Origin of the sequence: Methylomonas sp. DH-1, from assembly GCF_046097555.1 — a bacterium.
GTDB lineage: Bacteria > Pseudomonadota > Gammaproteobacteria > Methylococcales > Methylomonadaceae > Methylomonas > Methylomonas koyamae.
In genome coordinates this window covers 1,412,744-1,437,031 of sequence record NZ_CP143089.1, presented here as the reverse complement: position 1 = coordinate 1,437,031, position 24,288 = coordinate 1,412,744, and the positions used below count along the sequence as shown (strand labels likewise).

The window sequence follows — 24,288 nt, the reverse complement described above, 5'->3', positions numbered from 1 at the left end:
ATGAGCGAAACCCCAGCCGGCAAAACCGGCGTATTGCTGGTTAATCTCGGTTCGCCGGCGTCGCCGAAAACCGGAGACGTGCGCCGTTTCCTGCGAGAATTTCTGGGCGATCCGCGCGTCGTCAATTTGCCGCGGCCGTTGTGGTGGCTGATTCTGAACCTGTTCGTGCTGCCGTTTCGGCCGCGCAAATCGGCCCATGCCTACCAATCGATCTGGACCGAGCAAGGCTCGCCGCTGATCGTATTCAGCCAACGGCTGACCGAAAAGTTGAAAGCGCGTTACGGCGGACCGTCGCTGGCCATCGACTGCGCGATGCGCTACGGCGCTCCGACCTTGCGCGACAAATTGCGCGAACTGAAAAAACAAGGCGTCGACGAAATTGTCGTGCTGCCGCTCTACCCGCAGTATTCTTCGACCACCACAGCCTCGATTTTCGACATCGTCGCCGACGAATTCATCCACTGGCGACATATGCCCGGCCTGCGCTTTATCAGCGATTTCCACCGGCATCCGGCGTACATCGCCGCCGTCGCCGATTCGGTACGCCGGCATTGGCAACAACACGGCCAAGCCGAAATGCTGGTAATGTCTTTTCACGGTTTGCCGGCCAAACTGACCGAATGGGGCGATCCGTATTACTACCAGTGCCAAGCCAGCGCCCGCTTGCTTGCCGAACAGTTGGAACTGGCCGACGCCCAATGGAAATTGGTGTTCCAATCGCGTTTCGGCCGCGCCGAATGGCTGAAGCCCTATTGCGTGGAAGTGCTGCAGGAATTGCCTCGGCAAGCCATTAAAAACATAGACGTGATTTGCCCGGGATTTTCGGTAGACTGTCTGGAAACGCTGGAAGAAATCGCGCTCGCCAACCGCGAAGTCTTTTTGGAAGCCGGCGGCGAAAGCTACCGCTATATTCCGTGCCTGAACGACAGCGACGCCCACGTCGAGCTGATGCTAGAGTTAATAAGAACCGCACACTGACAGTGCGGCCGATAAAACCGGGGGAGGCAGCATGCAACAGAATATTCTTCAAAGCTGGAACGGCGAATGGCCCCAGGCTCGATCCACCGAACCGCTGGCAACCGGCGCCGGCGTCGTCGACCCAGGTGCGTTCAATACCATTGAGGTCGACGAACTGTTCGACAACGTCAATTACGCCAGCACCCTGGCCGGCCAAGCCGTGTTGTACCGTTCGCTGGCCCGGCCGCTGGACGACCGCGCAGCGATTGCCGCCAAACATGAATCGGTGCGCGAAATTCGCGACAATCCGGCCGTACGGGAAAACGTCGAAAACATCGTCGCCAATGCCGCGGCCGACGAGAATCGCTTGTATCTGCTACTGTTCGGCGAATTCCTTGGCGGTTTCGGCACCGCGCGCGTAGAGCATCAGATCGAAGGCTACGGCTACAAACAATACGTGCGCGGGATTCGGGTGGTATTGAATCTGGTCGGTGCCATTTACAACTCCGGCCGGCCGCAAAGCCCTTATCTGCAAGGCGTGTTCGACAAAATCGGCAATTTCGCCCAAAGCAACGAATATTCGCTGATGGTTGGCCCGGTCTATAACAGCGAAAAAGGCCTGCAAAGCAAGGAGCAACGCAAAAACTCGTTCGCACCGGCCACCATTTTCCGGCCAACCTTATTCAAACCGCTACTGATTGCGTTATTGGTCGCCGCAGTCTGGGGATTGACCCGGATTTTCCCCAGCGACATGTTCCAGGTCACCCGCGACGGCCTGTCGGTGGCTTCGGTGTTTTTCCTGCCGTTGGCGTTGGCTTACATTCCGGTGATCGGCGGTTACGACCGCGACAATTGCATCATCCCACTGCGCGACATTTACAAGAATTCCACCGCCCTCGGAGAATTGCTGGACGGTCTGGGCCAGCTCGACGAATTGTTGGCCTTTGTCAAGTATGCCGAAAACTACGGCAGCGAGACGGTGCTGCCGGAATTGCTTGAGGCCGACCACCATTCCATCGAGTTGCGCGACGCGAAAAATCCGGTGCTGGGCCATAAAAACCCCGGTTACGTCGGCAACGATTTCAGCATGGGCGAGGAACGTCTGGTCTGCGTCACCGGCCCGAACAGCGGCGGCAAAACCGCTTTCTGCAAAACCGTTACTCAGATTCAACTGTTGGCGCAAATCGGCTGCTACGTTCCGGCCCGGACCGCCAAACTGACCGTCGCGGACCGGATTTTTTACCAAGCGCCGGAAATCAGCCACCTGGATGACGGCGAAGGCCGCTTCGGCACCGAACTGAAACGTACCCGCGACATCTTCCTGGCGGCCAGTAGCAACAGCCTGGTCGTGCTTGACGAAATGGCGGAAGGCACTACTTTTGAAGAGAAAATGCAGTCGTCTATCGACGTGTTGGACGGCTTTTACCGCAAAGGTAACAGTACCATCCTGATCACCCACAACCACCAATTGGTCGACGTGTTCGTCAATCGCCGAGTGGCGACGCCGAAGCAAGTGGAGTTCGCCGATGACATGCCGACCTTCAAATTAATCGACGGCATATCCCGCGTCAGCCACGCCGACCGGGTCGCCAAGAAAATCGGCTTTTCCAAACAAGATATCGATAACTATCTAGCCAATTCATGAAAATAGGTACACCCGACACCGCCTCCGCCACCAAAGCCCTGCTGCTGGGTAGCGGCGAGCTCGGCAAGGAAATCGCAATATCGCTGCAACGTTACGGCGTGGAAGTGATCGCGGTCGACCGCTATGCCGGCGCGCCGGCGATGCAGGTGGCCCACCGCCGCCACGTGATCGATATGACCGATGCCGCGGCGGTCAAGGCGTTGATTGCGTTGGAACGCCCCCACTTCATCGTCCCCGAACTGGAAGCGATCGCCACCGACGCGCTGGCCGAGATCGAACGAGCCGGGCAAACCGCAGTGGTACCGAATGCCCGCGCCATTCAGTTAACGATGAATCGGGAAGGCATTCGCCAGTTGGCGGCCGAGGAGCTGGGCTTGCCCACCTCGCGCTACGCCTTCGCCGAAAGTTTCGACCAATTACAGGCCGCCGTGAATGCCGGCATCGGTTACCCCTGCTTCGTCAAGCCCACCATGTCTTCGTCCGGTAAAGGCCAGTCGATGGTGAAAAGCGCCGACCAATTGCAGGCTGCGTGGGATTACGCCAAAGCCGGCGGCCGTACCGATACCGGTAAAGTCATCGTCGAAGCCAAAATCGACTTCGACTTCGAAATCACCTTGCTGACGGTACGCGCCCTGGATGCGGAAGGACAAGTGCGGACTTATTTCTGCGAACCGATAGGCCACCGCCAGGAACACGGCGACTACCGGGAAAGCTGGCAACCGCAGGCCATGAGCGAAAACGCCATCGCGCTGGCACAACAAATTGCCGGCAAAGTCACCGATGCCTTGGGCGGCCTCGGCCTGTTCGGCGTGGAACTGTTTGTCGCCGGCGACCAGGTCTGGTTTAGCGAAGTCAGCCCGCGGCCGCACGACACCGGCATGGTAACGATGGCCAGCCAACGCCAGAGCGAATTCGACCTGCACGCCCGGGCGATCTTGGGTTTGCCGGTCAATACCGCGCTGGACAGGACCGCCGCCAGTGCGGTGATTCTGGGCGGCATCGACGCCAAAGCCGTCAGCTACGACGGCCTGGAGCGGGCCTTGGCCATACCCGACACCGACGTGCGCCTGTTCGGCAAGCCGGAAGCCTTCGCCGCCCGGCGCATGGGCGTCGCGCTGGCGAGCGGCGACACGGTCGAGGCGGCGCGGGCCAAGGCCTTGCAGGCCGCCGCGGCAGTCAGCGTTCGGCAATGATCTGAAACAACCTCGGGGTAAAGCGATGAAACGTATGCTGATCGCCATCTTATCCTTAGCGCCAATCGCCGACTCCGGAGCGGATATTTACAAATACGTCGCTCCCGACGGCCGGGTTTATTACACCGACGAACCCAAAAAAGGTCTCGACTACCGCCTGATCATCCGCACCCGGCCCCGCACTTACCAGCGCGATTTGAAATTCATGTCCGGCAACCGGCTCAAATTCAACGACTTGATTGCCAAAGCCGCGGCCAAGCACCAGATGGACCCGAAACTGCTGCATGCGGTGATCCAAGCCGAATCGGCCTACAACCCGAATGCCGTGTCGTCCGCCGGTGCGGTCGGCCTGATGCAGTTAATGCCGGACACCGCCCGCCGCTACGGCGTCACAGACCGGCGCGACGCCGAGCAGAACGTCGACGGCGGCACCCGTTATTTGAAAGACCTGCTGGCCATGTTCAATTCGAATCTGACTTTGGCCGTGGCGGGTTACAACGCCGGCGAAGGCGCGGTGATGAAATACGGCAACAGCGTGCCGCCCTACCCCGAAACCCGCAATTACGTACAACACGTGCTGTCGCTATACCGGAAAAGTTGAGTGAAGATCGCCGCGATAAAACACTTGATCGCCGGCTCGACCGAACTGTTCTCTCTGCCCGACATCTATTTCCAACTCAACCAAATGATCCGCGACTCGCGTCACTCGCCGGCCGAAATCGGCACGGTCATCGCGCGGGATCCGGTGTTGTCGGCGCGGCTACTGCGGATCGTCAACAGCCCGTTTTACGGCTTCCAAGCCAGAATAGACACGTTATCGCGGGCCATTACCGTGATCGGTATCGATGACCTGCACAGCCTGGTGCTGGCGACCTGCATCGCCGACCGTTTCCGGCAAATCCCGTGCGAGCTGGTGGATATGGCCGGATTCTGGCGACGCAGCATCCACTGTGCGATTCTGGTCCGCGCCCTGGCAAAGCGCTGCGCGGTGCTGCACGCCGAAAGGCTGTTTATCGCCGGCCTGCTGCACGATATCGGCTCGTTGCTGCTGTACCATCGCCTGCCGGAGCCCAGCCGCCAGGCTCTGCTGGCCGCCAATGGCGACCGGCGGCTGATTCCGGGTTTGGAACAAAACCTGATGGGCTTCAACCATGCCGAGGTCGGCCGCGAATTGCTGAAGAACTGGGGCTTGCCCGAAAGCTTGTACGAGACGGTAGGCTGCTATTTGGAACCGGAACAGGCACTGTTGCACAAGCTGGATGCGCATCTGCTGTACATGGCTTGCCGGCTGGTCGACAGCAAAACTCCCGACGAGCGAAGCCGCACTGCGGCAGGCTTTTCCAAGCAGAGCTTGACGCTGGCACGCATCGGCCGCGAACAGATTCTGGAGATTGCCGACCAAGCCGACCGGGAACTGCCGCAAATGCTGGATTTGCTAGGCCCGCCCTAATCCGCTGCCGGCTGCAGCACGTCGAGGCCGAATTGTTGCAGCAAGCCGGCCAGTTTGATCAACGGCAGGCCGACCAGAGCATTTGGGTCTTCGCCGCAAATTTTATCGAACAAGGCAATGCCCAGCGCTTCGGCTTTGAAACTGCCGGCGCAATCGTAGGGGCGGTCCATGTCCAGGTAATATTCGATCTGTTGCCGGCTCAAAGGCTTGAAATGCACCTCGCACCGGTCCAGCGCGGTGTAATACTGTCCGCTGGCGCTATCCAACAGGCAAAGGCCGGTGTAGAAAGATACGGCCTTACCCGATTGGCTTTGCAACTGGGCCAACGCCCGCTCCCGGTTCCCCGGTTTTCCCAGAATTTCGCCGTCGAATGCCGCCACTTGGTCGGAGCCTATGACCCAATGCGCGGGATGGCTACGGCCGACCGCCAACGCTTTTTCGACGGACAAGCGCAACGCCAACTCGGCCGGCGCCTCGTTCGGAAGCGGTGTTTCGTCGACGTCGGCCGGGCAGCAGCTAAAGTCGATCGCCAGTTTTTTCAATAGCTCGCGGCGGTAGGCTGAGCCGGATGCCAGCACGATGGGGCGCTTATCGGTCATGGGTAGCGTAGTTGTCAGTTTGACGCAACAGTCTGATATCTGTATCATTGTACAGTTATGTCAGACAAGTTTCCCGACCATATCGATCCTCTGCTGTTCGCTGAAAGACGTAGCGTATTGGCCGGAGAATTGAACATCGCTGCCCTTGAACGCTTAGCCGACAGCGTGATTGACCGTAGCGGCGCCTTGAAAGTCCGAATCGAATTCGGCAAAGAGGGTAAGCGGGTTACCGTGTCCGGCCATATCGGGGGCGACATCCAATTGGAATGCCAATCCTGCCTGCAGGCGCTGGCATGGCCTGTGGATATCAGCTTTAAATTGTCTGTTGTGTCTTCGCTACAAGAAGCCAAGCAACTGGACGATTCCGAGCCGTTAATGCTGGACGGCGAGACGATTTCGTTAACCGCCTTGATTGAGGACGAAATTCTGCTGGCGTTGCCGGATTATCCGCGACACCCGTTCGAATGTATCGAACGCAACCGTTCCGAAGACGCCGATTACGGCGCGACCGATAGTCAGATCAAGGCAAACAACCCTTTTTCTGTTTTAGCAAAACTTAAAAAAACTGGAGATTGAAATGGCAGTACAAAAGAGCAAAGTATCGCGTTCCAGACGCGGTCAACGTCGTTCACACGATGCATTGGTCGGCAAAACCCTGGCCCAGGATCCGTTGACCGGCGAAACCCATCTGCGCCACCACATGACGCCGGACGGTTACTTCAAAGGCCGCCAAATCGTCGGCGCGCACGAAGAAGATTAATCGCCTTAAACCCGCCGCGCTGCCGCGGACGCCGGATTTAGCCGAGCAAACCGCTTCGGCCCGATCTTCGGGACCTGCGCTTCGGTAACGGCAGCCGGATGGCGAACTGCGGTTGCGGTAAAAGGGTAGTTTCTGGGTAAAGCCAACTTGTTGTTCGACAGCAGTTGGCTTATTTTAACTTCTGGGGTTAGTCATAAGCGTGAGCTCAACTCTCTCAATCGACGCCATGGGCGGGGATTTCGGTCCGCAAGTAACGGTTCCCGCCTCTCTGGCCTGTCTAAGAAAAAATCCGGATCTGAAACTCATCATGGTTGGCGACGAAGCGGTTCTGCACAAACTGCTGGAACCGGCGCTGGCCGAGTTCAGCGGCCGGATCAGTATTCAACACGCCTCGCAAGTCGTGGAAATGGACGAAACGCCGCAAAAAGCCTTGAAGAACAAAAAAGATTCTTCGATGCGGGTGGCGATCAACCTGGTAAAGGAAGGCAAGGCCGACGCTTGCGTCAGTGCCGGTAACACCGGAGCGCTGATGGCAACGGCCCGCTTCGTGCTGAAAATGATCCCCGGCATCGACCGCCCCGCCATCATTTCCACGCTGCCGTCGACCTTCGGCCATACCCACATGCTGGATTTGGGCGGCAACGTCGATTCCAGCGCCGAACATTTGTACCAATTTGCCGTGATGGGCGAAGAGGTGGTCAAAGCGGTGGAAAACATCGAACGGCCGCGCATCGGCCTGCTGAACATCGGCGAAGAGGACATGAAGGGCAACGAACAAGTCAAGGCCGCCGCCAAGCTACTGGAAAATTCCGCGCTGAATTACATCGGTTATGTGGAAGGCAACTCGATCAACGCCGGCAACGTTAAAGTCGATTTGATCGTCACCGACGGTTTCGTCGGCAACGTCGCGCTGAAATCGATCGAAGGCGCCGCAAAAATGATCGGTTCCAAATTGAAAGACAGCTTCTCGAAAAACTGGCTGACCAAACTGGCCGGCTTGGTAGCCTACCCGGTGCTGAAACAGTTCAAAGACAGCATCGATCCGCGTTTGTATAACGGAGCCAGTTTCATCGGCTTGCGCGGCCTGGTCATTAAAAGCCATGGCGGCGCCGATGCCCTGGCCTTCGAAACCGCCATTCATCTGGCCGAGCTGGAAGTCGAGCAAGGCGTAATCCGTAAAATCAGCGAAAAATTGGAAGTCGCACTGGCGCAGAAGGCCGCACCATGAGCCGCTGGACAAAGGTAATCGGTACCGGCGGCTATCTGCCGGCCACGATCCGCACCAACGACGATATCTCCAACATGGTCGATACGTCCGATAGCTGGATCTACGAACGTACCGGCATCAAAAGCCGCCGCATCGCCGGCCCGGACGAAACGGCATCGAGCATGGCCGAAGTCGCCGCCCGCCAGGCCATAGACGCGGCCGGCATCGCCGCCGCAGATATCGACATGATCGTCGTCGCCACCGGCACGCCGGAGCGGGTCTATCCCAGCACCGCCTGCCTGCTGCAGGAACGGCTGGGCATCAAGCAATGCGTCGGCTTCGACATCCAGGCCGCCTGCTCCGGCTCGGTTTACGGTCTCAGCATCGCCGACCAATACATCAAGACCGGTTTCGCCAAAAACGTGTTGGTGGTCGGCAGCGAAATCTGTTCGCGGATTGTCGACTGGAGCGACCGCAGCACCTGCATCCTGTTCGGCGACGGCGCCGGTGCGGTACTGCTGACCGGCAGCGACGAACCCGGCATCTTGTCGACCCACATCCATTCCGACGGCGGCTACGAAGATTTACTGTATTGCCCCAACCCGCAAGTCGCGGCTGCGGCCAAACAACACGAGCCGGCCTACATCAGCATGCGCGGCAACGAAGTGTTCAAAGTTGCGGTCAACACGCTAGGCCGCATCGTCGACGAAACCCTGGCAGCCAACGGCCTGCAACAAAGCGATATCGACTGGCTGGTACCTCACCAGGCCAACACCCGCATCATTGCCGCCACCGCGAAAAAGCTCGGCATGTCGATGGATCAAGTGATTCTGACCTTGGAAAACCAAGGCAACACTTCTTCGGCATCGGTGTTGCTCGCCTTCAACGAAGGCGTGCGCGACGGCCGTATCCAACGCGGGCAAACCGTGTTGATGGAGGCGTTCGGCGCCGGCTTCACCTGGGGTTCCGTATTACTGAGGTACTAAAATGACAATAAACGAACAAAGTTACAATCTGGCCTTCGTCTTTCCCGGCCAAGGCTCGCAAGCGGTCGGCATGCTCGGCTCGCTGGCGGCAGCCACCCCTGTCGTCGCTCAAACCTTCGCCCAAGCCTCCGACGCGCTGGGCTTCGATCTATGGAATCTGGTCGCCAACGGTCCGGAAGCCGATCTGAACCAAACCCACAATACGCAACCGGCCATGCTGGCCGCCGGCGTCGCGGTATGGCGGGCCTGGTGCGAAATCACCGCGATCCGTCCGGCCTGGATGGCAGGCCACAGCTTGGGCGAATATACCGCACTGGTTTGTTCCGGAGCGATGGGTTTCGAAGACGCGATCAAGCTGGTCGCCGCCCGCGGCCGGCTGATGCAGGAAGCGGTACCGGCCGGAGCAGGCGCGATGGCGGCCATCCTGGGTCTGGAGGACCACCAGGTCGTCAACACCTGCGCCGAAGTCGCCAACGGCGAAATCGTCGCCGCCGCCAATTTCAACGCGCCGGGCCAAGTCGTCATCGCCGGCCAGACCGCCGCGGTCGACCGCGCCATCGACGCCTTGAAAGCCCTGGGCGCCAAACGCGCATTGAAATTGCCGGTCAGCGTACCGTCGCATTGCGCGTTGATGGAAGCCGCCTCCGACCGGCTCAACGAGATTCTGCAAAGCCTAAACGTCGACATGCCGAACACCACGCTGATTCATAATGCCGACGTCAAATCGCACGGTTCGCCGGAAGTGATCCGCTATGCGTTAAAAGAACAATTATTCAAGCCAGTGCGCTGGGTGGAAAGCGTCAAATTCATGCACGAACAAGGCGTCACCGCCTTCGTCGAATGCGGCCCCGGCAAAGTACTAATGGGCTTGAACAAGCGCATCGCGCCCGACGCCGCCCATTTCACCTTGTACGACACCGAAACCATCAACAACGTTGTGGAGCAACTCCGTGGATAAGAAAACCGCCATCGTTACCGGCGCCAGCCGTGGCATCGGCCGGGCCATTGCCGAAAGATTGGCCGCAGACGGCTTTTACGTATTGGGTACCGCCACCTCCGACAGCGGCGCCGACGCCATTTCCGCTTATTTGGCCGACAACGGTAAAGGTTACAAACTGAACGTGGCCGACGCCGCCGACATCGAAAGCTTTATCAAAACCACCGGCGACGAGTACGGCACCCCGGCTGTCCTGGTCAACAACGCCGGCATCACCCGCGACAACCTGTTGATGCGGATGAAAGACGAAGAATGGGACGACATCATCAACACCAACCTGACTTCGATCTTCCGGATGAGCAAGGCCGTGCTGCGCGGCATGATGAAAGCCCGTTACGGCCGCATCATCAACATCTCGTCGGTAGTCGGCTCGACCGGCAACGCCGGCCAGACCAACTATGCGGCAGCTAAGGCCGGCATGGTCGGCTTCGCCAAATCGATGGCGAAAGAAGTCGGCTCGCGCGGCATCACCGTCAACACCGTCGCCCCGGGCTTTATCGACACCGACATGACCAAGGAATTGTCGGAAGAGATTAAAACCGCTCTGCTCGGCTCGATTGCGCTGGGCCGCTTGGGACAACCGGAAGAAATCGCCCACGCGGTCTCGTTTCTGGCCTCCGAACAAGCCTCCTACATCACCGGCGAGACCCTGCACATCAACGGCGGCATGTACATGCCGTAAGCGGCGGCCGGCCCGCTTCGACAAAAAAGGCTCGTAGCAGAACATGCTACGGGCCTTTTTATTTGCACCCGGCTAAAAGCTCAACCGCCCCGCATCGCCGCCGCCACTGCTGCCGCCCGCGTCGAAACGCCGAGCTTCTCGAAGATATGTTCCAAATGCTTGTTGACGGTACGCGGACTGGTCGCCAGGATGATGCCGATCTCTTTGTTGGTTTTGCCGCGGGCGATCCACATCAGAATTTCGGCTTCGCGAAAAGTCAGCTTCAACTTTTCGCGAAGCGTCTCCGGACTCCACTGCGCATCGTCGCGCTGCAACAGCAGCAGATATTCGCCGGGTTGTTCGCAGGCGTTGACCGTGACGGCAAATCCCGGCACCAGACGGTGCGGTTCCGAGTCGGCCTCGCTGCGGCCGGATTGGCGCAACCAACGCTGAAACCAACCCAGCATGCCCTCCGGTAACGTGCTGTCGCCGGCGGGCGCTGCATCCAATCCCTGAAATGCGTTGAAGTCCGCCAGCCATTGCGCGCCAGCCGGCGTCCGCCAATGGATTTGGCCGCCGGCATCGACCGCCAGCGCGGCAAATTCGCCGTGGTTCAACAATTGTTCCGCTCTGAGCAGATTGCGGGTCTGGGTCAGATGCACCTCGATCCGCGCCAATACTTCCGGCGGCCGAATCGGTTTGACGATGTAATCCAACGCCCCTTCGCCGAAGCCGCGCAGCAAATTCTCCAATTCGCTGAGGCCGGTCATGAACAACACCGGAATCGCCGCGGTCGCCGGGTCCGCTTTCAACCGAGCACACGTCTCGAACCCGTCGATACCGGGCATCATCACGTCCAGCAGGATGATGTCGGGTTTGACGTATTGAATCTGCTCCAGCGCCGAAACGCCGTCGGTGGCGACCAAGACCCGATAATTGGCTTCCGACAGCGTGTCCGACAACAAAGCCAAATTACCCGGCGTATCGTCGACGATCAACACCGTACCGTTACCGGGAGCCGCTTCCATCATCGCCCTGCCTCCTGTTTGCTCATATTCAATAGCTGCCTGATACGGCCCAGTTTAAATTCGTTGGACAAACCTTCCAATTTGGCAAAAAACCCGGCGTATTGCGGGTGCTGCACCGACAGGCGCTGCAATACCTTCTTCAAGCCCATCAAATCGCCTATGCGCACGCAATCGACGCAGTCGGCCAGCAATTCCGCCGGCGGAACCGGCACGCTCCGCTCGCTCGCAGCGACCGGCGCCGCTTCGTCGCGGTACAGCCATTCCAGCGCCAAATAGAGTTTCAGCTTGTGCATCAGTTCCCGCACCTGAATCGGTTTAGCCAGGAAGTCATTGCAACCGGCATTCAACGCCGCCATCCGATCGCTGGCATAGGCATTCGCGCTCAGAATCACAATCGGCACACTGCAGCCGCGTTCGCGCAACAGCATCGCGGTTTCGATGCCGTTCATACCGCTCATCGAAATATCCAGCAAAATCAAATCCGGCCGGTCCTCGGCCGATTTTTCCAGACATTGTTCGCCGGAATCGGCTTCGCTCAGATAAAACCCCAAGGGTTCCAGCATCTCCAGCAGTAGTTCGCGGTGCTCGCGCTGGTCGTCGACCACCATGATTCGGCGTCTGGCGCCGGCGTAACCGACGATGGCCGCCGCCGGTTCCGGGTCGGTATCGGCGCCGAGACTGGGCAACAACAAGCGCACGGTAAAGGTCGAGCCCTCCCCCGGCCGGCTTTTCACGGTCAATTCGCCGCCCATCACCTCGGTCAGGATTTTGCTGATGGTCAAACCCAGCCCGGCGCCGGCCACCGCATTGCCGGTCGCCTGGTTGACCCGGGTAAACGGCTGGAAAATATACTGCAAATGCTCTTCGTCGATACCGGCACCGCTATCGATGACCTGAAAACTGGCGACGCCGCCGCTATAGCCGATGCGAAACACAATCTCGCCGCGCTCGGTGAATTTGACGGCATTGCCCAACAGATTGATCAGAATCTGCCCGACCCGCTTCTCGTCGCCGCGCACCCGCTGCGGCAAATGGTTGCCGATCTGGCATTTGAAACTCAAGCCCTTGTCCTCAGCTTGGACTTGGTAGGTATGCACCAGATGCTCGACGAAATCGGGGAAATTGAACGGCTGGTACTTCAATTCGAACTTGCGCGCCTCGATCCGGGCAATGTCCAGTATGTCCTCAACCAGCGCACACAAATGCTCGCCGCTGCGTTTCAGGGTTTCCACGGCCTGCTTGCGGTGCGGCGGTATCTCAGGGTCCTGGTGCAGGATATGGGCGTAGCCGATGATGCTGTTCAACGGCGAGCGGATCTCGTGGCTCATACTGCTGAGGAAGCGGCTTTTGGCCTGATTCGCGCTGTCGGCCAGCTTCATCGCCTGCTGCAACTTGCTGTCGGTTTTTTTGTGCTCGTCGATTTCCTGCAGCAATAACTGGGTTTGTTTGGCGGTTTCTTCATGGGCGACGCGCCGGCTTTCGGCGTTCAGGATCAGCCACCAGGTACAAAGGCCGATGAAGACCAGCAATGAAGCATAGATTTTCAGAAAATTATGCAGCAACAACTGAAATGCCGCCGCATCGCGGCGAATGCTGAGCAAATCCTGGTAATAAATGATGCTGATAAAAATACCGGTCAGTATCGCCAAAAAGCCGAACAGCAAGCCGAAGCGCAATAAGCGCATCCGCGCATGCAGGCTCAGAAACTCGGGCATGGCAGTTTTGGCCATCCGCTCCAGATAGTCGTCGAAACGAAACCCGACCTTGCAGCTATCCAGGCAGCGCGCATCCAGCGTGCAGCACAACGAACAAATGCTGCCGCCGTAAGCCGGGCAATATGCCACGTCGTCGTGCTCGAACTCGTTCTCGCAAATCGAACAGGTATTGCGGGCGTAGCGGTTTTGTTCGTCGCGGTCGCGGGCCAAATAATGTTTGCCCTGGCTGAACCAGGCCAGCGCCGGCACCAACGCAAAGGCCAGGCCCAACGCGATCAACGCCGAAAAAGCCTTAGGCCATTCGCCGAACAAACCGACGTAAGCCAAAATAGACACCAGCGACGCCGCGAAAGTCGAGACCATGCCGACCGGATTCAGATCGGACAAATAGGCGCGCTTGAATTCGATTTCCTTCGGACTCAAGCCCAAGGGCTTGTTGATCATCAACTCCGCGGCGACGGTGCTGATCCAGGCAATCGACATATTCGAAAATAAACCCAGCACCTTCTCCAACGCGCCGAACACGCCGAATTCCATCAATAGCAAGGCGATCAGCACGTTGAACAGCAACCACACCACCCGCCCCGGATGGCTGTGGGTCAGCCGCGAAAAGAAGTTGGACCAGGCCAGCGAGCCGGCGTAGGCATTGGTGACGTTGATTTTGAGCTGGCTCAACACCACAAATAACGTAGTAGCGGCCAGGGCCCATTTCGGGTCTTCGAACAATTCGTTGTAGGCCACCAGATACATCTGGGTCGGCTCGTGGGCGTGCTCGGCCGGGATGCCGTGGCGGATCGCCAGATGCGCCAACAGTGCGCCAAGCAATTGCCGCACCACGCCAAACACCACCCAGCCCGGCCCGGCCGCCAACATTGCCCCCCACCAGCGCCATTTATTTTGCTCGGTCTGGTCCGGCAGAAAACGCAAGAAGTCGACCTGCTCGCCGATCTGCGCCACCATCGAACAGGCCACCGTCGCCGCGCTGCCGAACAGTAGCCAATCGAAGCCCTGGCCGCTGCCGGCGATCCAGAAATAAGTTTCCAGTGTCAGCAACGCTTCCGGCTCGGCCCGCGCCACGGCGATATACGGCGCGATCAACAATAGCAGCCAGACCGGCTGGGTCCAAAGCTGCATCCGGCTGATCGTGGTGATGCCGAACGTCACCAGCGGCACCACGATCACCGCGCTGACCACGTGGGCGTAAGCCAGCGGAATTTGAAAATACAGTTCCAGCGCCAGCGACATGATCGACGCCTCCAACGCAAACAGCGTGAAGGTGAACGAGGCGTAAATCAGCGAGGTCACGGTCGAACCGATGTAGCCGAAACCGGCGGCGCGGGTAAGTAAATCGATATCGATATGAAACCTGGCGGCGTAATAGCTGATCGGCAGCGAGGTGATAAAAATGACGATGCCTACCGCGATGATGGCCCAGAAAGCGTTGGTAAAGCCGTAGTTGATCGACAAAAACCCGCCGATGGCTTCCAGCACCAGGAAGGACGTCGAGCCGAACGCGGTATTCGCAACCTGGAACTCGCTCCACTTCCGGAAACTACGCGGCGCGTAACGCAGCGCGTAGTCTTCCAGGGTTTCGTTGGCGACCAGGGCGTTGTAGTCGCGGCGGATTTTGGTGATGTTTTGATGAATTGGCTTCATAGTTGAGTCGCTGCCGCGACGGGTGTTTTTGAAGTCGGGTCTCGGCCCGACGGCCGAGATACTTTCTTTTGCATCGCCAAAAGAAAGTATCCAAAGAAAAGGCGACCCGGCATTCCGCCTTAATCCTGCGCTTCTCGCTTTTGGCGAGGGTTTTCGGAAGGGGCTTCCCAGCCCCTCCGAAAACGAGCGGCATCCCTGCCGCTCCCCTTCAGGCTGATCCCGCCAAAAGCTGCGATGCTCGGGGCGGAATAACGGGAAAAAACATCCCGATTTCGTAGGGTGGGCACGGCTTTTTGTGCCCACGCGGACAAACCTTTCATTCCCCTGCAACCGTAACATCAACACCACCACCCCAATCCATCGAATAAACGCCGTCCTTAACATATCTATGAAACGTCGAATACGGCCATTCGCTTACCCGCTGGCAACACCCATGTTTCAACGGGTTGTAATGGATGTAATCCATATGCCGGGCAAAATCGGTTTCATCTCGAATTTGATGTTCCCAAAACCGGCGTTGCCACAATGTCGATTCTCGATGCTTTTGTTTCGATGCATTGATCCATTCTGCCCGCCGATACACTTCGCCACAAACCACGCTCACCTGCCGTTTGATCACACTCCAACGCGTGGCAAAATCTCCGTCGTCCGCCGGCAAGGTCCAAATAGTATGCAAATGATCCGGCAACAACACCCAGGCGTCGATGGTAAACGGCCGTTTGGCGCGGGTGGTTGCAATCGCCTTGCGCAAAGCCTCCCTGATCGGTTCATCGCATAAAATCGCTTGCCGCCGATACGCCACCACCGTGAAGAAATACGTTGCACCGGGATTTTGCGAGCGGCGGTAACGGGACATTTTTGATTGTTAATTTTTGATGGTGAAATCAGGGTTTGTGGTTTTCCCCGCGTGGGCACTAAAAGCATGTGCCCACCCTACGTTGCTGAGCGGAATAGAGGGACTAAAAACCATCCATTAAGTTAAAGCTGTCTTATTAACTAACGCTTCGACGCTCTAGCGTTGGAATCATAGAAAACATTCAAAAGAATACGTCTATTTCATAAAATCAAGTCCAAGCATAACTTTCTTTTGCTTTTCATCACCAATTTCAATATTCCATCTCCGCTCAAGAAAATGAATTAACTTTAAACCCCTGAGTAATATTGAGTTTGGAGTCCACTCCTTTTCTTTAGTGACTTCATTTTCCGCATAGCATCCATAACGGTAACCTATACTAGATCCTTTTGGCCCATCAACTTTATCAGGGAATGGATTATTAGATAAGCTCGAGTTTTTAGGTTTCGACAAAGGCAACAAATTTCCCAAAGAATCTCTTAACGCCTCCTTTTGCTTCTGGCTTAAGCCTTTAAACCTTGAAGTCCAGTATTCATTTCTTGCTTGTCGAGGGTAAATATGCTCCACCGAAATGTAATCACTTTTCGTCTCACTAAATTCCGGCCAAAATATTTTTGGTCGTTCGGTTTTTGATTTTTCTTGCAAGCTAAGATTATACTCAAATAAAAAATAACGAATTCCATTCCAATAATAGAAACCAGAAGAACGAAATCGATTGACTATTTGCTGTATAAACTCATGATTCTTAGTAAGATCAGATGTATTTTCAGAGATACTTTTTATGACGTTTTCTGGGGTTAATTTTCCACTAGTTAATTCTATTGCTAATTCGGCGCTCTGCGGACTAATTTCAAAATCAAACTGAAAATTATAACGACTATTCATAAGAGACAAGATAAACAAGTGGCGCTCGATAGCTTTTAGAAAAGCTAAACGACTAAATTCAGACTGCTCTGATTGAAGAAAGGCTAAAATCAACGGCCTGAAAGTTGGAATATTAATCCGATTAATTTTATCCAACCATAATTGAATCTCTGGAGAAAAGTCAGAGTCGAGAGGATTCCACATTTTGTACCAAGTTTTAACTGCTTCTTGCAGAGAACTAACGTAACTATAGACATCAGAAACTGTAATTCTTTTTTCTGCAGGAGCGTCTGCAACAACATTCCTAGAAACAAATCGGTCGCCTAATAAGTAATTTGAATAATTTATACGATAAAGTCTCTCATATCTCTCTTCTTTTCCATCAGGAATATGATCAAAAATATTTTTTCCAAAATATGTAACAAAATGCGTCTGTAAAAACAAATCATCATCCAGAGGTTGAGACTTATTTCGACCTAAATTATGATAGATAGCCTTCCAACAGTCGTTTATAGTTGCACGAAGCTTACGACGTTCATATTCGTCGGCATCAAACTTTAAAGACAAATATATCAACCTATTTTTAAGCAATTCCAAATACGAAAGAGGCTTTCCTCTATTGTTCATCGTTTCAAAAGCAACACAAACATCAACATCTTCTGAAATTGTAAATATATTAAAAAGTAAATGCTGTGTAATTTTTTTATATAAAGACTCAAGGCCTTGATGTGGTAGTTCAGAGAGGCGTTCTGCAAAGAATTCTTTAGCTCTAGCTAGATTTTGAGTATACGCGGTTTCCTCAGAGGAATCGCTTGATGATATCTCACCGAATATTTTTGTCTTTAAATACTCGTAACTTGGATTATCTTTTTCGTATCCAAAAAGATAAGACCGTGATATTCCATCATCTTTAGAGTCAAATATGAATCGACGCTGGATATCTGAACGCTCTGTAAAGTTCAGCTTCTCACCAGAATCTATTTTTTCAAGAATTGTTTGAATTAGAATGATAGCTGTAGTCAATCGCTGTTGTCCATCTACAACAAAATAAGGCTGGTAACTTTTTGCATCTATAATCCATAAATCATCATCCCATTTTCTAAACACTTCATGCGGAACACTCTCGAGAGTTAGAACACCTGTGTAATGGTTATGCCCTTGCTCAAGCTGTTGAATATCGTTCCAAAAATCTTTTAATTGTTTTTCACCCCAAGCATAACCACGCTGGTAATCAGGAATTCTGAAAAGTCGTTCCGTAAATATTTTTGAAAGAGTGAGTAGTTGATTGTCCATGTTTATTTTTCTGAAAGATGAATTAGTCCCATAGGTTGTGCTGAACGGGGTGAAGCGCATCGGTCGCGAACGATGCGCCTCCTACCGTCGGCAGCATCCTACAACACAATCAAAATCCTAGCTTTCAAAATCATCTAATACCTCTCATCTCGCGACAGGGTTGTTCCCGTTATTCCGCCCCGAGCATCGCAGCTTTTGGCGAGAATTGCCCGCAGGGGAGCGGCAGGGATGCCACTCGTTTTCGGAGGGGCAGGAAGCCCCTTCCGAAAACCCTCGCCAAAAGCGACAAATTTGCCTGGAGCAAATTTGAACAGCCGATAGGCTGGCCCGCAGGGCGAAAACCATGGATGGTTTTCGTAAAGCGTAGGATTAAGGCGGAATGTCGGGTGGCCTTTTCTTTGAATACTTTCTTTTGGCCACGCAAAAGAAAGTATTTCGGCTGTCGGGCCGAGACCCGACTTTAAAATCATCCGTCGCGGCAGCGACACCTTCCTACCCCCCCTCATCCTAACCTTCTCCTTTATGCCCTTTGTGGGTACTGAGGGAGAAGGAACAGACCGCACAAAATATCAGTTTATGAACATCAAGCTATGTAACACAAAAAATCAAAGCCACCCTCCCTGGCACTGGATGCCCGCATCCCTGCGAACATGACAATCAATCACTTCCTCTCATGCCCAAACTGAAAAATCACCGGATTGCCCTGGTTATGAATAATCACCTCCTTCTTCGGCTCGTCGCCTATCGCCGCCGGTTGCGCTGAACTGCCTGCCCCTCCAGCAGCCGGAATCTCCCGCACTTCGACCCGCACGTCCGGCATCCATTTCGGTTTGAATAACTCGGTTCTGACGCGGCCCGGCTGCTTGGGTAGCGGTGCATGTTCCAACACATCCAGACAAGCCGTGCCGATCTGATCCACCAGCTTATCTACAATCCGCGCCGGCAATACGTCCTTATCCAAAGCATGGGCACTGAAAGTCGATTCGCGCTCGATCAGCACGGCTTGATTTTCGGCGTCGCGCAAACTGCAAGTCACCGGCAGCACGTCGGCTTTTTGGAAATCGGCGGCGCGCGGGTCGGAGTTGCCGCTGGAAAAGGAAAAGCCGACCGGCGTTTCCCGCCGCGCCACCTTACCCAGCCTGGCTTGCAAGCGATGGCTAAACGGCCCGTTGGCGCTAAGCGGAAACTGCCATTCCGCCAGATTATTCCTGACCCGCTCGGCCAGATTCGCCGCGTCCAACGCAATGCCGAATTGGCGCAGATTGTCGTCGGCCAGTTCGAACGCAATCGCTTGCAGCGGTTTGACCGCTTCCTGATCGGCCGCCAATGCCGAACCGGCAAAACCCGCTACGGCAAAAGCCAAAACATAAAAACAGTTTTTCATAATCGTTTCTCTCCCAAGTTGCTTGCCACTCTACGGACGCCGCGAGTTGCCGGCCATACGTTAAATGACTGATGAGTCATTCGCCCGATTGTGGCAGGCCTGCACAAAATTCAAAAATTTCCCCGAAGTTTACGAGCGCCACGGCCGCCGGCTCTGGCAAGTTTTAACTAAATAGGGGAATGCAAATGACGGGTTTTAATCGACAAAAAACCGGCAGCCGGGCGATCGGGCTGCTGAGCGGCATGGCCTTGGGCGCCATCGGCCTGAGCCAGGCGCCGGAAGCGACGGCCGGGGCCACGTTCAAAATCGACGATACCAAATGGGTCAGCGTCGGCGCCGGTTTACGCACCAGTTTCCGCGCCCAGGAAAGCGCTGCCGGCTCCGGTGCGGAAAAATGGAGCAACGATTTCAACCTGGACAACATCCGTTTATACATCAACGGCCAAATCCATAAATACCTGAAAGTGGAGTTCAACACCGACTGCCAAACCTGCGGCAACGGCGGCGAGGTGCGGGTGCTGGACGCGATCGGCAAATTCGAGGTTAACCCTTACGCCAACTTGTGGGTGGGCCGGATGCTGGTCCCGGCCGAACGCCGCGAGATGAACGGTCCGTTCTACAGCGCCGTCTATAACATCTTCTCGGCCGGTACCCCGTTCGAGCCATCCGATTACAACTTGACGATCGGGCCGGACGGCAATTCCGCCGGCTCCTTCGGCCGCGACGACGGTGTCACGTTCTGGGGTGCGGCACTAGACGGCCGACTCCAGTACGCCGCCGGTTTCTTCCGCGGCCTGCGCGGCGGCGCCAACGCCGACCACAACATTCTCTATGCCCAACGCGTGGCTTATAACTTTTGGGAAGTCGAGAAAAATCCCGGCTATTACACTTCCGGCACTTACTACGGCAAAGGCGGCGACATCCTGACCGTCGGCATCTCCAACCAATACCAGGAAGACGGCGCCGGCACCACGGCCAACCCGGCCAACTTTCGCGGCACCACCGCCGACATCTTGTTCGAAAAAGTCTTGCCCGGCGGCGGCGTCGTGACCTTCAACGGCGAGTACAAAAACTACGGCCTATCCAATGGCTTCGGCCAGGCGCAGCGCGATGCGGCGACATCGTTTGCTGCCGGTACGTTCGACATGTTCGAAGGCAACGCCTTCGACGTCAGCGGCATGTATTTATTCCCGCAAAAAGTCGGCATCGGCCAGTTCCAACCGTTCTTGCGCTACGTCAACGTCGCGCCCAGCACCAGTTCCACCCGCGAAGTCTACGAGGCCGGCATCAACTACATCATCGACGGCCACAACGCCAAGATTTTCGCCAGCTACCAATACGGCGATTTGTTAACCAAGGGCATCAACTACAAATCCACCGCCACCGGCGACGACGTCAGCCAAATGATGGTCGGCTTCCAGTGGCAGATTTAACAACTGCGTAGGGTGGGCAGCGATGAGCTGCCCACGCGGACGTCACGCGTGGGCATTGCATGCCCACCCTACGAACGGGTGACCAAGCACCCACGATTTCTTCCCGACATAGGACTATAACGATGAAACTACTGAGCAATTCCTTCCGCAAACTGGCTAGCGCGACAGCCCTGTCCGCCGCGCTATTCGCCACGGCCACCGCGGCCCAAGCCGAAGATACGATCAAGGTCGGCGTGCTGCATTCGCTGTCCGGCACCATGGCAATTTCCGAGACCACTTTGAAAGACACCATGCTGATGCTGATCGACGAGCAGAACAAAAAAGGCGGCTTGTTGGGTAAAAAGCTGGAGCCGGTCGTGGTCGACCCGGCTTCCAACTGGCCCTTATTCGCCGAAAAAGCCCGCGAGCTGCTGACCAAGGACAAAGTGTCCGCCATCTTCGGCTGCTGGACCTCCGTATCGCGTAAATCGGTATTGCCGGTGATCGAAGAACTGAACGGCATCCTGTTCTACCCGGTGCAATACGAAGGCGAAGAATCGTCCAAAAACGTGTTCTACACCGGCGCCGCGCCGAATCAACAAGCGATTCCGGCCGTCGATTACCTGATGAACGACCTGAAAGTGCAACGCTGGGTCTTGGCCGGTACCGACTACGTCTATCCGCGCACTACCAATAAAATTTTGGAAGCGTATCTGAAAGCCAAAGGCGTTAAACCGGCGGACATCATGATCAACTACACGCCGTTCGGCCATTCCGATTGGCAAAGCATCGTCGCCGACATCAAGAAATTCGGCTCGGCCGGCAAGAAAACCGCGGTGGTTTCGACGATCAACGGCGACGCCAACGTGCCGTTCTATAAAGAATTGGGCAACCAAGGCATCAAAGCCGAAGACATTCCGGTCGTGGCTTTCTCGGTCGGCGAGGAAGAATTGTCCGGCATGGACACCAAACCGCTGGTCGGCCACTTGGCGGCATGGAACTACTTCATGAGCGTCGATACCACCAAAAACGCCGCCTTCATCCAGCAATGGAAGGACTACATCAAAAACCCGAAACGCGTCACCAACGACCCGATGGAAGCGCACTACATCGGCTTCAACATGTGGGTGAAAGCGGTCGAGAAAGCCGGCACCACCGATCCCGAAGCGGTGCAAAAAGCCCTGATCGGCGTCGAATTCCCCAACCTGACCGGCGGCACCGCCAAAATGCTGCCCAACCATCACATCAGCAAACCGGTGTTGATCGGCGAAATTCAGGAAGACGGCCAATTCGCTACGGTCTGGCAAACCAACAAGGTGGTCGACGGCGACGCCTGGTCCGATTTCCTGCCGGACAGCAAGCCGATCATCGCCGACTGGACCACGCCGATCAATTGCGGCAACTACAACACCAAAACCAAGAAGTGTTCAGGGCAGAACTACTAACAACGGAAGTTATCCCCGCGAGGCGCGCGACACGGAAGTCGCGGGCTTCGCCCCTGACAGGAATCGCGATGCAAACCAACCGTTTTAGAACCCGTTTAAAAACGCCGCCCGATTTACGCCCGGCCGACCGTTCCCCCAAAAACAGCCTCTTGAGCATGATGACTACTACTTCTACTCAGACCGGAATCGAAACCCGCGGCGTTTTTAAACGGCTTTTCGAACGCGTTTCTGGCAACTCCCACTGGAATACGGTTCGCCCTGAGCCGGTCGAAGCACTTTACGCCAAGCGCTTAAACAGTCTCGGCCCGAGCGGAACCGGAGCAATAGACCGGTCCGGCTGGCTAATCAGAACCGGACTCGTGCTGCTGATTGCTGCCGCGGCTTTAACCGTCCGGCCGGCACTGGCCGACGCAACCGGCAACCCACTGGAGTTGCTGCGCCAAGGCAGCATGCCGGAGCGGGAGCAAGCGGTTGAACAACTAGCAGCCGACAGCGCCAATTTAAAACTATTGCAAGCTTTGCAGGACGGCAAGCTATTCGAATTAAAAACCGAAGCCAAACTGGTCATCGGCCAGGAACACGACAGCGGCTACAGCCTGACCGACCCGACCAGCGGCGCCAGCCTCGGCGACGTGGAGCGCGGCGCGGTCGGCAAAATCAATTTGAACAACAAGCTGCGTAGCCTGCTGCGCAAAGCCATCGGCCAATTGCAACTCAACCACGCCGACCCGGAGGTACGCCTCGGCGCGGTGCAGGCCATGGCCAAAAACGTCGACGACAAAGCCCTGGCATTGTTGAAGGACCATCTGGACCACGAGGCCGATGCCGACATCCAAGCCGCAATCCACACCGTACTGCTGTTACAGGACATCAACAGCCCGGATAAAAGCCAGCGCATCAATGCCATCACGACCTTGAAGGAATTCGACAGCCAGGATGCCGTCAACAAACTACAAGCCTTGACCGAAAAAGATGCCGACGGCAATTTCGTCGAAGCCGACAGCGATATCCGCAATCTGGCCGAAGCGGCCTTGATCAAAATCCGCGGCCGCATGCAGGCTTATGCCGCCATCGAAACCGTGTTTTTTGGTTTAAGTTTGGGCGCGGTGCTGGTGTTGGCCGCGATTGGCCTGGCGATTACCTTTGGCGTGATGGGCATCATCAACATGGCCCACGGCGAACTGATGATGCTGGGTGCGTATACCACCTATGTCATGCAACAAATCATGCCCAACAACCTGGGCACGGCGTTGATTCTGTCGATACCGATGGCGTTTTTAGTCGCCGCCTTGGTCGGTATCGCCATCGAGCGCGGCATCATCCGCTTTTTGTACGGCCGGCCGCTGGAAACCTTGTTGGCGACCTTCGGCGTCAGCCTGTTCCTGCAACAAGCGGTGCGCTCGATCTTCTCGCCGCTGAACCGCAGCGTGTCGACGCCGGAATGGATGAGCGGCTCTTGGCAGATCAACGACTTCCTGTCGCTGACCTGGAACCGCTTCTACATCCTGATCTTCTGCCTGCTGGTGTTTACCGCGCTGCTGCAAATCCTGAAGCGCACCAAGCTGGGTTTGGAAGTAAGAGCCGTCGCCCAGAATCGCGGCATGGCCCGAGCGATGGGCATCCCCACCGCCAGAGTGGATGCTATGACCTTTGGCTTGGGCTCCGGGATTGCCGGCGTGGCCGGCGTGGCCTTGAGCCAGATCACCAACGTCGGGCCGAATTTGGGTCAAGCCTACATCGTCGATTCGTTCATGGTGGTGGTGTTCGGCGGGGTCGGTAATTTGTTTGGAACGTTGGTGGCCGGGTTTTCATTGGGGATTGCCAATAAGGTTTTGGAACCTTATGCCGGGGCGGTGTTGGCGAAGATTTTGGTGCTGGTGTTCATTATTTTGTTTATTCAGAAGAAGCCACGGGGATTGTTTCCGCAGAAAGGGAGAGCAGCTGAGTCTTAATTTTTGTGTCGCTGCGGCGACTGGGTTTGCTGGTTCCCACGGGCTGCGTGGGAACCAGGGTTAGCCGCGCTGCGGCACGAAATTCACCGCAGGCGCGGAACTACCGCATTCCCACGCAGCGCGTGGGAACGAGAGAAAACCCACCGATGCTCGGCGCGGCAGAGGGGACGAAATCCGTCGCGCGATTTAGAGTGGCTGGATAGCCGTAGGGTGGGCACGATTTAGTGCCCA

General features: G+C 56.0%; 20 protein-coding genes. 14 read left to right on the top strand and 6 right to left on the bottom strand.

Annotation, left to right across the window (positions count from 1 at the left end; translation table 11 throughout):
• From hemH to VXJ35_RS06930, 5 genes are read left to right on the top strand one after another with little or no spacing between them, the layout of a single operon-like run.
• The gene (gene hemH / locus VXJ35_RS06950; protein WP_064021016.1) at window positions 1-978 is read left to right on the top strand and encodes a ferrochelatase; all 978 of its coding nucleotides are present in this window, start codon (window positions 1-3) and stop codon (window positions 976-978) included.
• 31 nt (window positions 979-1,009) lie between these two features.
• Entirely contained in the window at window positions 1,010-2,602 is a 1,593-nt protein-coding gene (locus VXJ35_RS06945) for a MutS-related protein (RefSeq protein WP_064021015.1), read from the top strand.
• Complete coding sequence (purT, locus tag VXJ35_RS06940) at window positions 2,599-3,795, top strand: formate-dependent phosphoribosylglycinamide formyltransferase (RefSeq protein ID WP_064021014.1); 1,197 nt, start codon at window positions 2,599-2,601, stop codon at window positions 3,793-3,795. Before VXJ35_RS06945 ends, purT begins: the two co-directional genes overlap by 4 nt.
• A gap of 25 nt (window positions 3,796-3,820) precedes the next feature.
• Window positions 3,821-4,396, top strand: a complete 576-nt coding sequence (locus tag VXJ35_RS06935; protein WP_064021013.1) for a lytic transglycosylase domain-containing protein — start codon at window positions 3,821-3,823, stop codon at window positions 4,394-4,396.
• Complete coding sequence (locus VXJ35_RS06930) at window positions 4,397-5,245, top strand: HDOD domain-containing protein (RefSeq protein WP_064021012.1); 849 nt, start codon at window positions 4,397-4,399, stop codon at window positions 5,243-5,245.
• On the opposite strand, the gene VXJ35_RS06925 is transcribed toward VXJ35_RS06930, so the two are convergent.
• Window positions 5,242-5,844 carry a nucleoside triphosphate pyrophosphatase gene (locus VXJ35_RS06925; RefSeq protein ID WP_064021011.1) on the bottom strand — a complete coding sequence of 201 codons (603 nt, stop codon included), beginning with the start codon at window positions 5,842-5,844 and terminating at the stop codon, window positions 5,242-5,244. The genes VXJ35_RS06930 and VXJ35_RS06925 overlap by 4 nt on opposite strands.
• Before the next feature lie 57 nt (window positions 5,845-5,901).
• Here VXJ35_RS06925 and VXJ35_RS06920 point away from each other — a divergent pair, with 57 nt between their 5' ends.
• From VXJ35_RS06920 to fabG, 6 genes are all read left to right on the top strand, one after another.
• Entirely contained in the window at window positions 5,902-6,420 is a 519-nt protein-coding gene (locus VXJ35_RS06920) for a DUF177 domain-containing protein (RefSeq protein WP_064021010.1), read from the top strand.
• Window position 6,421: 1 nt separating this feature from the next.
• Entirely contained in the window at window positions 6,422-6,604 is a 183-nt protein-coding gene (rpmF, locus tag VXJ35_RS06915; protein WP_054763470.1) for a 50S ribosomal protein L32, read from the top strand.
• A gap of 199 nt (window positions 6,605-6,803) precedes the next feature.
• Window positions 6,804-7,832 carry a phosphate acyltransferase PlsX gene (plsX, locus tag VXJ35_RS06910; RefSeq protein ID WP_197495993.1) on the top strand — a complete coding sequence of 343 codons (1,029 nt, stop codon included), beginning with the start codon at window positions 6,804-6,806 and terminating at the stop codon, window positions 7,830-7,832.
• Window positions 7,829-8,797 (top strand): beta-ketoacyl-ACP synthase III, encoded by a 969-nt coding sequence (locus VXJ35_RS06905; protein ID WP_054763471.1) that lies wholly within the window; start codon window positions 7,829-7,831, stop codon window positions 8,795-8,797. Before plsX ends, VXJ35_RS06905 begins: the two co-directional genes overlap by 4 nt.
• 7 nt (window positions 8,798-8,804) lie before the next feature.
• Complete coding sequence (fabD, locus tag VXJ35_RS06900) at window positions 8,805-9,755, top strand: ACP S-malonyltransferase (RefSeq protein WP_408953943.1); 951 nt, start codon at window positions 8,805-8,807, stop codon at window positions 9,753-9,755.
• Entirely contained in the window at window positions 9,733-10,476 is a 744-nt protein-coding gene (gene fabG / locus VXJ35_RS06895) for a 3-oxoacyl-ACP reductase FabG (protein ID WP_408953930.1), read from the top strand. Before fabD ends, fabG begins: the two co-directional genes overlap by 23 nt.
• 80 nt (window positions 10,477-10,556) lie before the next feature.
• On the opposite strand, the gene VXJ35_RS06890 is transcribed toward fabG, so the two are convergent.
• The 5 genes from VXJ35_RS06890 to VXJ35_RS06870 all read right to left on the bottom strand — a co-directional run bounded on the left by VXJ35_RS06890 (window position 10,557) and on the right by VXJ35_RS06870 (window position 19,248).
• Window positions 10,557-11,486, bottom strand: a complete 930-nt coding sequence (locus tag VXJ35_RS06890) for a response regulator (protein ID WP_054761878.1) — start codon at window positions 11,484-11,486, stop codon at window positions 10,557-10,559.
• Complete coding sequence (locus VXJ35_RS06885; RefSeq protein ID WP_064021006.1) at window positions 11,483-14,854, bottom strand: response regulator; 3,372 nt, start codon at window positions 14,852-14,854, stop codon at window positions 11,483-11,485. The genes VXJ35_RS06890 and VXJ35_RS06885 overlap by 4 nt, the downstream gene beginning before the upstream one ends.
• Before the next feature lie 316 nt (window positions 14,855-15,170).
• On the bottom strand, window positions 15,171-15,710 hold the full coding sequence (locus tag VXJ35_RS06880; protein ID WP_082880829.1) for an REP-associated tyrosine transposase: 540 nt from the start codon (window positions 15,708-15,710) through the stop codon (window positions 15,171-15,173).
• Between the two features lie 195 nt (window positions 15,711-15,905).
• A complete protein-coding gene (locus VXJ35_RS06875; RefSeq protein WP_064023405.1) occupies window positions 15,906-17,864 on the bottom strand; it encodes a DUF262 domain-containing protein in 1,959 nt (652 codons plus the stop codon).
• Window positions 17,865-18,525: 661 nt separating this feature from the next.
• Window positions 18,526-19,248, bottom strand: coding sequence for a hypothetical protein (locus tag VXJ35_RS06870; RefSeq protein WP_064021005.1), 723 nt, complete (start codon window positions 19,246-19,248; stop codon window positions 18,526-18,528).
• 179 nt (window positions 19,249-19,427) lie between these two features.
• Between VXJ35_RS06870 and VXJ35_RS06865 the strand changes: the two genes are divergently transcribed.
• The 3 genes from VXJ35_RS06865 (at window position 19,428) to urtB (ending at window position 24,057) form a co-directional block, all read left to right on the top strand.
• Window positions 19,428-20,681 carry a hypothetical protein gene (locus tag VXJ35_RS06865; RefSeq protein ID WP_082877699.1) on the top strand — a complete coding sequence of 418 codons (1,254 nt, stop codon included), beginning with the start codon at window positions 19,428-19,430 and terminating at the stop codon, window positions 20,679-20,681.
• Window positions 20,682-20,803: 122 nt separating this feature from the next.
• Entirely contained in the window at window positions 20,804-22,105 is a 1,302-nt protein-coding gene (gene urtA / locus VXJ35_RS06860; protein WP_064021004.1) for an urea ABC transporter substrate-binding protein, read from the top strand.
• Window positions 22,106-22,470: 365 nt separating this feature from the next.
• Entirely contained in the window at window positions 22,471-24,057 is a 1,587-nt protein-coding gene (urtB, locus tag VXJ35_RS06855; RefSeq protein ID WP_408953942.1) for an urea ABC transporter permease subunit UrtB, read from the top strand.
• The last annotated feature ends 231 nt before the right edge of the window (window positions 24,058-24,288 follow it).